Origin of the sequence: Methylobacterium sp. DB0501 (genome assembly GCF_011043735.1) — a bacterium.
In the GTDB taxonomy this organism is placed as follows: Bacteria; Pseudomonadota; Alphaproteobacteria; order Rhizobiales; family Beijerinckiaceae; genus Methylobacterium; species Methylobacterium alsaeris.
In genome coordinates this window covers 1-13090 of the sequence record NZ_JAAKGV010000021.1, presented here as the reverse complement: position 1 = coordinate 13090, position 13090 = coordinate 1, and the positions used below count along the sequence as shown (strand labels likewise).

At 66.9% G+C, this 13090-nt stretch carries 11 protein-coding genes and 2 pseudogenes; 11 read left to right on the top strand and 2 right to left on the bottom strand.

Annotated features, from left to right (window positions below; all coding sequences use genetic code 11):
- Nucleotides 1–4: 4 nt before the first annotated feature.
- Nucleotides 5–301: a putative quinol monooxygenase gene (locus G4G93_RS26585; protein ID WP_165088732.1), complete on the top strand. Its 297-nt coding sequence runs from the start codon at nucleotides 5–7 to the stop codon at nucleotides 299–301.
- A complete protein-coding gene (locus G4G93_RS26580) occupies nucleotides 298–1869 on the top strand; it encodes a GMC family oxidoreductase (protein WP_165088730.1) in 1572 nt (523 codons plus the stop codon). The genes G4G93_RS26585 and G4G93_RS26580 overlap by 4 nt, the downstream gene beginning before the upstream one ends.
- Nucleotides 1870–2092: 223 nt before the next feature.
- Here the strand turns inward: G4G93_RS26580 and G4G93_RS26575 are convergent, their stop codons facing one another.
- Nucleotides 2093–3496 (bottom strand): amidase, encoded by a 1404-nt coding sequence (locus G4G93_RS26575; RefSeq protein ID WP_165088728.1) that lies wholly within the window; start codon nucleotides 3494–3496, stop codon nucleotides 2093–2095.
- Between the two features lie 275 nt (nucleotides 3497–3771).
- Here G4G93_RS26575 and G4G93_RS26570 point away from each other — a divergent pair, with 275 nt between their 5' ends.
- The 9 genes and pseudogenes from G4G93_RS26570 (at nucleotide 3772) to G4G93_RS26540 (ending at nucleotide 12094) form a co-directional block, all read left to right on the top strand.
- The gene (locus tag G4G93_RS26570; RefSeq protein WP_165088726.1) at nucleotides 3772–4689 is read left to right on the top strand and encodes a helix-turn-helix domain-containing protein; all 918 of its coding nucleotides are present in this window, start codon (nucleotides 3772–3774) and stop codon (nucleotides 4687–4689) included.
- 83 nt (nucleotides 4690–4772) lie between these two features.
- Nucleotides 4773–5042: pseudogene (locus G4G93_RS36165) on the top strand (ethanolamine ammonia-lyase light chain EutC); the annotation flags it as partial.
- A gap of 256 nt (nucleotides 5043–5298) precedes the next feature.
- Nucleotides 5299–6666, top strand: coding sequence for an ethanolamine permease (eat, locus tag G4G93_RS26560; RefSeq protein ID WP_165088724.1), 1368 nt, complete (start codon nucleotides 5299–5301; stop codon nucleotides 6664–6666).
- Nucleotides 6667–7119: 453 nt separating this feature from the next.
- Complete coding sequence (locus G4G93_RS26555) at nucleotides 7120–8061, top strand: haloacid dehalogenase-like hydrolase (RefSeq protein WP_206290038.1); 942 nt, start codon at nucleotides 7120–7122, stop codon at nucleotides 8059–8061.
- 497 nt (nucleotides 8062–8558) lie between these two features.
- On the top strand, nucleotides 8559–8909 hold the full coding sequence (locus tag G4G93_RS36505) for a transposase (RefSeq protein WP_281409748.1): 351 nt from the start codon (nucleotides 8559–8561) through the stop codon (nucleotides 8907–8909).
- Nucleotides 8836–9084 carry a transposase gene (locus G4G93_RS36500; protein WP_312892269.1) on the top strand — a complete coding sequence of 83 codons (249 nt, stop codon included), beginning with the start codon at nucleotides 8836–8838 and terminating at the stop codon, nucleotides 9082–9084. Before G4G93_RS36505 ends, G4G93_RS36500 begins: the two co-directional genes overlap by 74 nt.
- Nucleotides 9039–9506, top strand: a pseudogene (locus tag G4G93_RS36635) (transposase). Before G4G93_RS36500 ends, G4G93_RS36635 begins: the two are co-directional and overlap by 46 nt.
- 236 nt (nucleotides 9507–9742) lie before the next feature.
- Nucleotides 9743–11110 carry a GGDEF domain-containing protein gene (locus tag G4G93_RS26545; protein ID WP_165088722.1) on the top strand — a complete coding sequence of 456 codons (1368 nt, stop codon included), beginning with the start codon at nucleotides 9743–9745 and terminating at the stop codon, nucleotides 11108–11110.
- 150 nt (nucleotides 11111–11260) lie between these two features.
- Nucleotides 11261–12094 (top strand): amino acid ABC transporter substrate-binding protein, encoded by an 834-nt coding sequence (locus G4G93_RS26540; protein WP_165088720.1) that lies wholly within the window; start codon nucleotides 11261–11263, stop codon nucleotides 12092–12094.
- Nucleotides 12095–12211: 117 nt separating this feature from the next.
- Here G4G93_RS26540 and G4G93_RS26535 read toward each other — a convergent pair.
- Nucleotides 12212–13090 (bottom strand): IS3 family transposase (locus G4G93_RS26535; RefSeq protein WP_165088718.1); only part of this gene is annotated, 879 nt, incomplete at its 5' end.

Below are 13090 nucleotides of genomic sequence, written 5' to 3'. Positions count from 1 at the left end.
CTCGGTGAAGACCATCAGCGCCATCCTCCGCGCCCGGCCCGGCGCGGAGGACACCCTGCGGGCCGCCCTCCTCGACGTGGCGGCCCACGTCGCGGAGAACGAGCCGGACACGGTCGGCTTCTTCGTCTCGCAGGATGCGGGCGATCCGACCCGCTTCACCACCTACGAGCGGTTCGCCGATGCCGCGGCGATGGACCGGCACAACGGCTCGGCGGCGGTGGCGCGTTTCTTTGCCATCGCCCAGCCGATCCTCGACGGCGAGGTCGTCCTGGTCACGGCCGACGAGATCTCGGCCCGATGAGCCGCCACGACACCGTGATCGTCGGTGCCGGCAGCGCCGGCTGCGTGCTCGCCGGGCGCCTCAGCGCCGACCCGGCGCGCCGGATGTTGCTGCTCGAGGCGGGCGGCGAGCCACCGCTCGGCGCCGTCATCCCGTCCGACTGGCCGAGCCTGTTCAACACGGGGGCTGACTGGGGCTTCCATACTGAGCCTCAAGCGGAATGCCGTTATCGGCGGATCTTCTGGCCCCGCGGCCGGATGCTCGGCGGCTCGGGCTCGCTCAACGCCATGATCTACCTGCGCGGCCTGCCCTCGGACTACGACGGCTGGGAAGCGATGGGCTGCCCCGGCTGGGGCTGGCGCGACGTGCTGCCGGATTTCCTCTCGTCCGAGGACAATCGCCGCTTCGGCAGCCACCCGCTGCACGGCACCGACGGCCCGCTGCCGGTCGAGGATTGCCCGTATCGCGATGAGGGCGAGACGCTCTGGCACGATGCCGCCGTGGCGGCCGGCCACCCGTCCAATCCGGACTTCAATGGCGGCAGCCAGGAGGGCGTCGGCTTCTTCCAGCTGACCACCAAGGGCGGGGAGCGTTTCGGCACCAAGCGCGCTTATCTCGATCCGGCGCGGGAGCGGGGAAACCTCACGATTGAGACCGGCGTGCTCGTCACCCGCATCGTGGTCGAGCACGGGCGCGCCGTCGGCGTCGAATACCTGCGCAACGGCCGGCCCGAGCGGGCCTCAGCCGATCGGATCGTGCTCGCAGCCGGCGCCATCGCCTCGCCCCACCTCATGATGCTCTCCGGCATCGGCCCGGCGGACGCGCTGAAGGCCGTCGGGGTCGCGCCGGTGCACGACCTGCCCGGTGTCGGACAGGATTTGCAGGACCATCCGGCCATCACCCTCGCCTTCGCGGCGAAGTGCCCGATCGGCCTCGGCGCCCTGGACGGGGCCGGGAGCTTCGCCGAGTGGCAGGCGCGGCGCACGGGCCCGCGGACCTCGAACTGGGCCGCGGCCGGCGGCCACGTCGCCACGCGGCCGGGCATCGAGCCCGACCTCCAGCTCTACGGCATCGCCTCGGCCCACCGCGATTACGGCCGCTTCCTCTATCCGGATTCGGGCTTCACCCTGTTCGCGGTCCTGCAGCGGCCGGAGAGCCGCGGCGAGATCTGCCTGCGCTCCGCCGACCCGCTCTCCGCGCCGGCGATCGACCCGCGCTACCTCAGTGACGCAGGCGGACACGATCTCGCCACACTGGTCGAGGGGGTGCGGATCAACCGGGCCATCGCGGCGGCAGGCCCGCTCGCCGGGGTCCTCGACCACGAACTCAGCCCCTCGGCCGAATGCCGGGACGAGGCCGGCATCGCCCGGCACGTGCGCGGCCACCTCGCCTCGCTGTACCACCCGTCGAGCACCTGCCGAATGGGCATCGATCCCGGCGACGTCGTCGATCCGCAAAGCTTCGCGGTTCGCGGGCTCGACGGCCTGTTCGTCGCCGATGCCTCGGTTTTCCCGCGGATGATCTCTGCCAACCTCAACGCGACGGTGATCCTGGTGGCCGAGCGGGCAGCGAGAGTGTTGGCGGATTGATAACCCACGGCCCAAGATGCTGATGCATCGGACCGTTGCTCCAAATCGAACTTTTTTTGCCGGGCGAGACGCTCGTCAAAAATTCAAGAATGGAACCAATGGTCGTTTTCCACGACCATTGGGCATGACGCGAGAGCTTGCCGACCTCAGCCCCTTTTCCTGCCTTGGACGACCGCAGCGAGGCGGGAGGATATCCGGGAAAGGGCGCGCGGGGTGTAACGACTCATGCCAGGTCCAGCGGCCGGCGCGCGTGCCAGTCCGTGACTTGCTGGACCGCGTGCCCTGCCCGGCACAGCAGCGCCTCCGATAGGTGCGGCCCGACGAGCTGGACGCTGAGCGGTAGCCCGGCCGCATCGATTCCCGCCGGCAGGGTGATGGTCGGGCTGCCGGAGAAGTTGAACGGCGCGGTGAAGCGCAGGAGGCGCAGCAGCACCTCCGGATCCTTGCCGTACTCGCCCATCCGGGCGAGGCTCGGGACCGGCATCGGCATGGTCGGCACCAGCAGCAGGTCGACCTCCGCGAACAGGGCAGCGAGCGCGCCCGAGAAGTCCAAGCGGTCGTGGTAGATCGCCCCGAAGTCGAGGCCGGGGACGCTCCGGCCCTGGTCGATCAGCCCGGCGAGGTCCGGGCCGTACTCGGCGGCCCGCGCCGGATAGGTCTCCCGGTGGGCGAGCGCGGTCTCGACGGAGCAGAACGGGATCCAGCCGCGTACCAGCCGGTCGGTCGGCGGCATCGCGACCTCGACGAGGCGGGCGCCGAGGCCGCGCAAGACCGCCTCCATGGCGTCGAGGGCTGCCACCACCGCCGCGTCGATCCCCTCGGTCGTGAAGCGGCGGTCGATACCGATGGTGAGGCCTCGGATCGACCGGCCGAGGCCGCCGAGATAGTCGTCCACCGGGGCGGCCAAGGCGGTCGGGTCGTAACGATCGGCGCCCGCGATCACGCCGAGAATCGCCGCCGCATCGGCGGCGCTGCGAGCCATCGGGCCGACATGGTCGAGGGAGGTGGCCAGCGGGAACACGCCGTGCCGACTGACCCGGCCCCAGCTCGGCTTGATGCCGGTGAGCCCGCAGGTCGCGGAGGGGAAGCGGATCGAGCCACCGGTGTCGGAGCCGAGCGACCCGAAGCACAGCCGCGCCGCGGTGGCTGCGCCCGAGCCGGTGGAGGACGAGCCGAGCCAGTAGCCGCGACCCCAGGGATTGAGTGGGCCGGGATTGTCAGGATGGTGGCTCGTATAGGCGCCCTCGGTCATTGCGAGCTTACCGAGGATCACCGCCCCGCCCTGCTCCAGCCGCTCGACCACCGTGGCGTCGCTGTCCGGCACGCGCTCGCGGTGGACCACCGTGCCGGCGCCGGTCGGGGCGAAGCGCGTGTCGCACAGGTCCTTGATGCCGAGGGGTACGCCGTGAAGCGGGCCGCGGCTGATGCCCCGGGCCGTCTCGCAGTCCGCCCGCGCTGCGGCGGCGAGCGCGTGCTCCGCCGTGACCGTGGTGTAGCTGCGGATCTCGCCGTCGAGGGCTTCGATGCGATCGAGCATCGCGGTCGTCACCTCGACTGCGCTCACCTGCCGCCGGCGGATCGCCTCGGCGATGAAGACCAGGGGTTCGTCGTGCAGGTTCGCGGCCATCGGTGTCTCCGGTCGTGCGGTTGCATCCTCGCGGCGGAGCCGGCGCTCGTCTTGACTCGACGGGCCGCGCCGCTTGGCCCGTGATCGTCAGGGCTCGTCACGGCTGGCATCACCATTGCTTCGGCCCGTACGGACAGGAAGCAGAGCGATCTGCTCGACGGGAGCGGCCGTCAATGTTCTCGAACGTCGGAGGAACAGTCATGGCACTGCCCAACGCCTCTTCCCCGGCGGCGTGTTCCCCGCCACCGGCATCGATTACGACCTTCGACACCAACGTGTTAGCCGAGAAATACCGCTTCTCCTACTGGCGCGACGCGATCTGTGCCCATCTGAGCCCGTCGGAGACGATGCCGAAGATCGGCGACGCACCGTTTGCGGCGCGGCTGCGCAAGGTCGCGCTGGGCAAGGTGAATGTCTGCGACATCCGGTTCTCGCCGATGGAGAACCGCCGCGATGCCGCCTGCCTGCGGCGGATGCCGGACGACGACGTGTTCGTGGCGCTGATGAAGACCGGCACCGGCCGGCTGGTGCAGGACGGTCGCTGCGCCCTTCCGGCCGTCGGCGACCTGGTGATCTATGATTCGGCCCGGCCGTTCCTCTGGGAGTTCGAGCAGGACACCCGGATGATCGTTGCCCGGATGGCCCGGCGTCAGATGGCGGCGCGGCTCCCCGACTTCGAGCACCTTGCCGCGCGGATCATCCGGCCCGACCAGCCCCTCGCCTCGACCATCGCCCACACCCTGACCGACATCGTCGAGCTCGAAGCCCCGTTGAGCGAGAGCTGCTCGCAGCGCCTCGGCAACTCGTTCCTCGAACTGCTCACCGCTTCGTTGGAGGCGAGCCTGACGGCGCCGGGGCGTCGGGCCGCCGACGACGACCTGGTGCGCCAAGCGAAGACCTTCCTGCTCGCCCATATCGAGGATCCCGACCTCGATCTTGCCACGGTCGCGAACCGCCTCGGCGTATCGCTGCGCACCCTCTGCCGCGCCTTCGCGGCCGACGGCACGACGGCGATCCGCTGGCTGTGGCAGCAGCGGCTGGCCCTCGCCCACCGGCTCCTGGAGGAGGGCCAGGCCCGAAATGTCGGGCAGGTGGTGATGCAATGCGGCTTCAGCGACTTCTCGCATTTCAGCCGCGCCTTCAAGAAGGCCTATGGGGTGATGCCAAAATCGGTGCTTCGGGCGGCGAGTTGAGTCCGGCTCGCCCTCGCAAGGGCCAGGATGATCAAAGCCGACCCGGCGAGGCTACAGGGTGATCCCTATGCAACAAAATAGGTCAGGCCGCTCTCGGCGATCCTGTGGGTAAAGGCCTCGGGGCACGCCTCAGCGTAGTGCTGATCGGCGAGCGTCCGGGCCTCAGCGTCGCCGACAGTCTGGGCATCTACCTGACCTATGCGCCCCGTCCCGGCCGGCGGGATTCCGAGCGCAACTGCATCTCGAACGTGCATGGCCGGGGCGGCCTGACCACGGATCAGGCGGCCGGCAAGGTGGCATGGTTCGTGCGCGAGGCCCTGCGGCGCGGCCTCACCGGCATCGGCCTGCAGGACGGGATCGAGGAGCCCCTTCTCGAGGGGAGCCGGGCACGGAATTGCCAGGGACATGAGGTTGCGCCCGGGAGACCGGCTGCCGCCCTTCGAACGGCCTTCCACCGAGCGGGCCATTCGATCAACGCGCAACGACCACGCCTGACGTGCTGCATGTCATCGCGGTGGCGCGCGCACCTGTATGCGAACTGGCGAGACGACATTCGTCCCGCTGCCTCGATCGTACACGGCAGGACGCGAATCCAGGGGGGAACGATCGATGCAGGATGTCGGGCTTCACAAAGGTCTCAATGCGTTCCACCTCTGGGGCATCGCCGTCGGGCTGGTGATCTCCGGTGAGTATTTCGGATGGAGCTACGGCTGGGCCAGCGCCGGCACTCTCGGCTTCCTGATCACGACGGTGGTCGTGGCCGCGATGTACATCGCCTTCATCTTCAGCTTCACGGAGCTCACCACGGCGATCCCGCAGGCGGGCGGCCCGTTCGCGTATAGCCGCCGTGCCTTTGGTCCGGTCGGCGGCTGCATCGCCGGATACGCCACGCTGATCGAGTTCGTATTCGCGCCGCCTGCCATCGCCCTCGCGATCGGTGCTTATCTCAACGTCCAATTCCCGGCGCTGGACCCCAAGCATGCGGCGCTCGGCGCCTATCTTCTATTCATGACGCTCAACATCGTCGGGGTGCAGATCGCGGCGACGTTCGAGTTGTTCGTCACCATCCTGGCCGTGGTCGAGCTTCTGGTATTCATGGGCGTCGTCGCGCCTGCCTTTGACCTCTCGAACTTCACCGCCCATGGCTGGGCCGGCGAGAGCACCTTCAGCCTGGCGGCCGTCGGCGGCATGTTCGCCGCGATCCCGTTCGCGATCTGGTTCTTCCTCGCGATCGAGGGGGTGGCCATGGCCGCCGAGGAGGCGAAGGACCCCCGGCGTACGATCCCGATCGCCTACATCAGCGGCGTGCTGACGCTCACCGCCCTGGCCTTCGGCGTCATGCTGTTTGCCGGTGCCGTGGGTGACTGGCGGACCCTGAGCAACCTCAACGACCCGCTGCCGCAGGCGATGAAGGCCGTGGTCGGTGATTCGAGCGGCTGGCTTCACATGCTGGTCTGGCTCGGCTTGTTCGGCCTCGTCGCCTCCTTCCACGGCATCATCATGGGATACTCGCGGCAGATCTTCGCCCTGGCGCGGGCCGGGTTCCTGCCCGGGGCCCTCGCACGCGTCCATCCCCGCTTCCGCACGCCCCACATCGCCACCCTGGCGGGGGGCGCCGTCGGGATCGTGGCGATCTACAGCGACAGCCTCGTCACCATCGCAGGCCAGTCGCTCACCGCCAGCATCGTCACGATGGCGGTCTTCGGCGCCCTGGTGATGTACGGCATGAGCATGGCGAGCCTCTTCCGGCTGCGCCGCCGCGAGCCGGCCCTGGTCCGGCCCTACCGGGCGCCGCTCTATCCCTATGTCCCCGCCGTCGCGCTCGCCCTCGCCTCGGTCTGCTTCCTGGCCCTGGTGGTCTACAATCCGCTGATCTTCGTTCTCTTCCTCAGTGTCATGGTACTGGCCGTGGCCGCGAGCCTGCTCGCCCGCCAAGCCGAAGGACAGAAGCTCGCGGATGGCGGCGCCTCCGTGTGATCCCCCGGCTCCGGCCTCCACCGGATCACCGCGTCATCACGGCCGAGCCCGGATCACGCCGCGTCCTTCCCCTCGTTCCACCCTGCAAGAGCGACGACATGGCCGACAACTCTCGACGGATAGCCATGAAGCGCCGCGGCTTCCTGGGTGGCGTGATGCTAGCCGCGACGGCCACCGCGACTACGACCGCCCGTGCCACGGAGCGGACCGGCGAGGCGGTCGGCCTCGATCGGGCGAAGTAGGCGCCGCGCAACCACGCCGTCGTGACGCGGCTGATCGCCGAACACGGCAACACCGCGCCGACCTACGACCGCAAGCGGCGGCCCTACGCCGTGTTCGACTGGGACAACACCAGCATCATGAACGACTGCGAGGAGGCGTTGCTGATGCATCAGATCAACACGCTGTCCTTCAACCTCACTCCGGCCGAGTTCGGCGCGATCATCCGTCAGAATGTCCCCGCCGGGCAAATTCTCCGACGAATTCAAGAACGCGGCCGGCGCGGCCGTCGACCTCGAATCGATCTGCACCGATCTCGATGTCGATTACGCATGGCTGCACGGCGCCTACAAGGGGATGTCCGGCAACCAGCCGCTCGCGGACATCGTGAAAACGCCGCATTTCAAGGACTTTCGGACTAAGATCTACTATCTGTACGAAGCTGTCAACGATACTCATGGCGTCGACATCGGCTATCCATGGGTGATCTACTTGCTCGCGAACATGACGGTTCCGGAGCTGTCGCGTCTCACCGAGGCGTCCAACGATATTGCCCTGGGGGCAGGGCTTGTGAAGGCAAAGTACACCAGTCCGGCCGAGCGGGCCGGCAAGTCCGGAATCGTGAGCGTCAGCCATCTCCACGGCATCCGGCTGTGCACCGAGATTGGTGGACTGATGGATACCTTCAGCCGCCACGGCATCGACAGCTACGTCTGCACCGCCTCTCTTGAGCACGTCGTTGCGGTCTTCGCGACTTTGCCGAAATACGGCTACAACGTCCCTCGCGATCACGTCATCGGCCTGCGCCTGGAGCAGGACGGTGAGACGCTCAAGAACGTCTACCGCAAGGGATGGCCGCTGACCTGGGGCCCGGGCAAGACCACCGCTATCAAGCAGGTGCTGTTCGCCCAGAAGGGCTACGGTCCGCTGCTCGTCGCAGGCGATAGCGACGGGGACTACGACATGCTCCGCGACTTCTCAGATACGCGGCTCGGCCTCATCGTCAACCGGATGAAAAAGGGCAAGATCGGCGACTTATCCAAGATCGCCGCCGATACGATCAAGGAGACGAACCCCCGCTACGTGCTGCAGGGCCGCCAGGAATCGAGCGGAAATTGGCTGCCGCAGGAGAGCAGCATCAAGCTCGGCAAAACGGAGCTTCAGCTGCTCGCTTGAGGCACGCGGTCCGCTCCTCCTGCATGGGCAGCATCCGTGCTGGGGATGCGGCCGGTGTTCGTCGTCGGGACGGAACTCTTTGTCGGGCTGCCCTCACCAGATTGATCGGGAAAGAGCACCGTGCGTGTCCCAAGTTTTTTCCGACGGCGGCGGCACCGAGCCCACGATCGACGAGCGATGCCGCCAGACGGCCGCTTCGTCACCAGCTATTCCCCTTTTCCGGACGGCGGAAGCGAGAGCGGAAAGAGATTCGAAGTCCAGCTGAAAGACTTGCAGCGAAGCGGTTCCGCATCTCCCGCTATTGCAGTAACGCGCATGACTTCGGAGAGGGGCGGATTGTGTCCCTTGAAGTGGTGTAGCTTGACGAGAGCGGGAGATCCCGCCTGCGTGCCCTCCGCACCGCTGTAGCAGGCGGGATCTCCCGCGGGGGTGGCCATCGGCGGCGACGGGTCAGGATCGGATTGCGAGCCACCAACCTCGAACCCGGGAGACCTCCGATGACCGATGCCATGATGAGCCTGCGGGCGCTGGCTGAGACGAGCGCTGACGCGGACGGGCTGCACGCCATGATCGGCTCTGCCGCGCAGCGGCTGATGGAACCGGAGGTCGCCGGCCTGACCGGCGCAGCCCACGGCGAGAAGAACCCGGAGCGCTTGGCGCAGCGTCACCGCTATCGCGACAGAGACTGGCAGATGCGAGCCGGCAAGGTCGCGCTGCGCATCCCGAAGCTGCGGACGGTGAGCTACTTCCCCGAGCTTCCTGGAGCCACGCCGCGTGACCGTAAAGGCGCTGGCCGCGGTGATCCGGGAGGCCTTCATCCAGGGCATCTCAACTCGCGCGGTCGATGATCCCGTCCAGGCCTCGGGTGGGACGGGCATCTCCAAGAGCCAGCTCGGCCGGCGGTGCCCGGACATCGACGAACGCGTGAACGCCTTCGCCAGGACGATGACGAGGCTGCCCGCCAGCACTGGCGGCGCGTGGCCGATCAGCTCCGGCCCAAGGTGCCCAAGCTGGCAGCCCTGATGGACACGGCGGAGACCGACGTCCTGGTGGCCTACATGGGCTTCCCGGCGGCACACTGCGCCAAACTGCGCTCCACCAACCCGTAGGAGCGCCTCGATGGCAAGATCAGGCGGCGCACCGAGGTCGTCGGCCTCTGCCCCCATGTGCCTTCGATCCGCAGGTTGGTCGGTGCGATCCTGCTCGAACAGAGCGGCGAGTGGGCCATGCAGCGTTGCCGCTATATGACCCTGGAAAGCATCGCCCCGATCGGCGATGATCCCCCCGTCAGCCCGCCCTCCCTGGCAGTCCGACCGGTCCGGCCCTGCCGGTCGTCGCGGTGGGCCACCATCAGCTACACCACGCCCTGGGACACGATCTCTTGGAACGGGCGGACCCGGCCCGCAACCCAAGTGCGACGCAGGCACGCCGGACTGTCGCGGTGATCGCCTGGCACCTGCGGGTCGGCGGCGCCAGACTCATTTGCTGCGGCTCTGCTCCATTAACTAAAATCGGAAAAGCTGATGATCTCCGCGGAGCGGCCATCGATTTTAAGTTGCGGTAAACATCTGTCGTCTAACGCTAAAGGAGGGGAGTGCTCATCTTGCCGTTACTGAGCCATCATACCGCTGCGCGAGAGTTGTCCTGGACGCGGTCGCTGCTTGGCAGGATCACTGTCTTCGTGCTGGCCTCCGTCATGCTGGCGTATGCGCTGGGGGCAGGCACAGCGCTGCTCATCATGGTACGTGGCCAGTCCCGGCAATGGGATCACGATGCCCGCCTCTACGCGCAAGTGGCCAGCACCGCCTTGCGCGGCATCTACACATTCGTGTCCGTCCACATCGATCAAGACGGGCGCGTAGGCTGGATTGAGACGGGCCGCCCTGTGGGAGACGATCAGTCTATCGTGACGACCGGTTTCATGCCGGCCGACGTGCTGGCCCTTGCGTCAGCGCAGACGGGGCAGGACGTGTGGCTGGTGACGGCGGATGAAGCCGGCAGAATCACCAGCCTCAGCGACAGCCAGGGCCAGGGCTCCGGCCTCCGCTTCTCCTTTCCCGACCGCCAGGGCCAGTCACCCAAGCGCCTATTCACCGGTTGGACCAAGGTTGGATCAACGACGCATTTTGCGGGGTTCATGCCGATCCTGTCCAAGGAGGGGCGATTCATGGGAGGGCTGGTGGCCAGCGTCGGATCGGCTGAAGCGCTGCTGGCCGCTCGCAACCAGGCGCTTCTGACACTCACGCTGCTGATGATAGTGACTTTGGCCGGGTCGGCTCTGGTCGTTGCGATCGCCCTGCGCCACGCCTTCCGACCGATCCCGGCCTTGACTGGTGTTCTCACCGCTTTGGCCGACAACGACACGGGTGTGAAGATTCCGTTTCAGGAGCGAACCGACGAATTGGGGCGGCTCGCCATGGCCATCGAAAAGCTGCGCTGTGCAGTGGTGGAACGGGGTCAGCTGCGTCAGATTGGCGAGCATGCAGCCGTGATGGAGCATCGCGCCCACCATGACAGCCTAACCGGACTTCCCAATCGAGCGCACTTCACCGCACTTCTGGATACGGCGCTGGAGCGAATGGCTGCCGGTAGCGCCACCTACAACCTAATGTTGCTGGACCTGGATCGCTTCAAGGAGGTGAACGATACCTTGGGGCATGCGGCGGGCGATGCTGTGCTGGTTGACGTGAGCCGGCGCATCGAACCTCTGCTGTCGGCCGACGACTTGATAGCCCGGCTGGGAGGAGACGAATTCGCGCTGTTGCAGCACGTGGACGGGAATGACGGTGTCCAGCGAGCCGAGCGCCTCGCACACGCCATCGTGGCGTCAATGGCGCGTCCATTCGCGTATGGCGGCTCACCGGTGAGCATTGGCATCAGCATCGGGATCGCCAGCGCACCGGAGGACGGCGCGGAGCGCAGCGTTTTCCTCAAGCGAGCTGATCTCGCCCTCTATGTTGCCAAGAATGAGGGGCGCGGCCGCTTCGCGCTGCACCGGCCGGGCATGACGATGCCGGTCGAAAGCGATGGGGCGGCGAAGGCTGCCTGAGGTGGGCCGGGCGGGGACACGTGAAGGGTGACGACAACGATGGCGAATGGGGCAATGTGCCACGGGCGAGGACGTTTCCCGCGTGGGCTGCGATCCTTGATGGCGATAATTTCGGCGATGGTGGCAGCGACCTGCTGGGCAGGACCGTCAATGGCCGACGACCGGCCTTCCGTGCTGCAGAAGATCGCGGCTACCAAGCGGATCACGATCGGTTATAGGGCCGGCTACCCACCGTACTCGGACCTGCTGGATGGAAAACCTGCAGGCTATGTAATCGATCTCTGCCAGCAGGTGGTGGACAGCCTCCGCCAAAATCTCGGTGTCGCGCGGCTCGATATCGATTTTGTGCCTATTCCCATGGCAGCCCGTTTCGTGATGATGCGGGAGGGGCGCATGGACATGGAATGCGCTGCAACCACCATCACGGCGGAGCGGCAGCAGCAGGTCGGCTTCAGCACACCCATATTCTTCACCGCGACTCGTTTCGTGTCGCTGCGGCGGAACGGCTACAAGAATTTTGCGGATCTCGCCGGACGTACGGTGGCGTCCCTGGCCGGCACCACCGAAACTGTAAAATTGAATGCGGCCAACAGGCAGCGCAACCTACACATCGCTATCTTGCTCTGCCGGGAAGATGTAGAAGCCTTTGCCGCCGTGAAATCCGAGCGCGCTGCCGCTTACGTGATGGATGACGTGCTGCTGGCCGGCGTGATGGCGGGTTGGGGCATGTCGGATGACCTGGCGATGTCCGAGGACACGCTTGGCGCGACGGAGGCATACGGCATCATGCTTCCGTTGGGGGATGATGCTTTCGCCCGAGCCGTGAATGCGGGACTGCAGGCCAGCGCCGCAAACGGCCGGTGGAGTGAGATCTACAACAGGTGGTTCTTGACCCCCAACCCCGCGACGGGCCGCAGCCCAAACCTTCCCCTCTCGCCTGATCTGAAGGCTAGCCTTTCCCACCTAGAGCGTGTTATGAACTGACTGGCAAGCTTGGCGCTGTGGTTTATGCCCTTTGATCGCCCAGCCTACCCGTCGGATGTGTCCGATGAAGAGTAGGCGCTGGTGGCTGATCCTCCGCCGTTTCCGCGGACACGGGGGTTAGCCTGCGTTCCGCTCGGCCTGCTCGGGCGTGATGGAGCCGAGATCCGAGTGGAGGCGCTGTCGATTGTCGTAGCTCTCGATGGAGGCGAACAGGTCGCGCCGGGCCTCATCCCGGGTGACCCATCGTCGCTGGTGGACAAGTTCGACCTTGAGGGTGTGGAAGAAGCTCTCCATCGGGGCATTGTCATAGCAGCAGCCCGCGCGGCTCATGGAGGGGATCGCCTGGATGTCGTCGAGTTGCCTGCGGTAAGCCTCCGCTGCGTACTGGCTGCCGCGATCCGAGTGACAGATGAGCCCGGCAGACGGCCGCTGCCGTTGGGTGGCTATCATCAGAGCGGTCGACGTCAGTTCAGTCCGCATGTGGTCGCGCATCGACCCGCCGACGATCTTGCGAGTGGCGAGATCAAGGACGGCGGCCAGGTAAAGCCAGCCTTCTGCCGTGGGCAGGTAGGTGATGTCCGCCAACCAGACCTGGTTGGGCAACGCGACCGAGAACTGCTGCTTGAGCAGGTTGGCGGCGATCGGCAGGTCGTGTCGGCTGTCGGTCGTGCAGGGCCGGAACCGGCGCCCCGCCAGAGCCCGGATGCCATGACGGCGCATCAGGCGCTCCACCCGCCCGCGGCTGGCTATGCGGCCCTCCGCGCGCAGGGCCGCATGCACCCGAGGCGAACCATATCGCCTCTGATGCCCGGCCTGGATCCGCTGCACGTCGTCGAAGAGTTGCCGATTGGACGCCGAACGAGCGCTCTCGGGACGTGCTCGCCATCCGGAGTACCCGCTGGAGGACACTCCGAGCACGCGGCACATGAGACGCACCGGCCAGGTGGTCGCATGCTGCTCGATGAAGGCGAACGTCATCTGGGCATCTGCGTGACG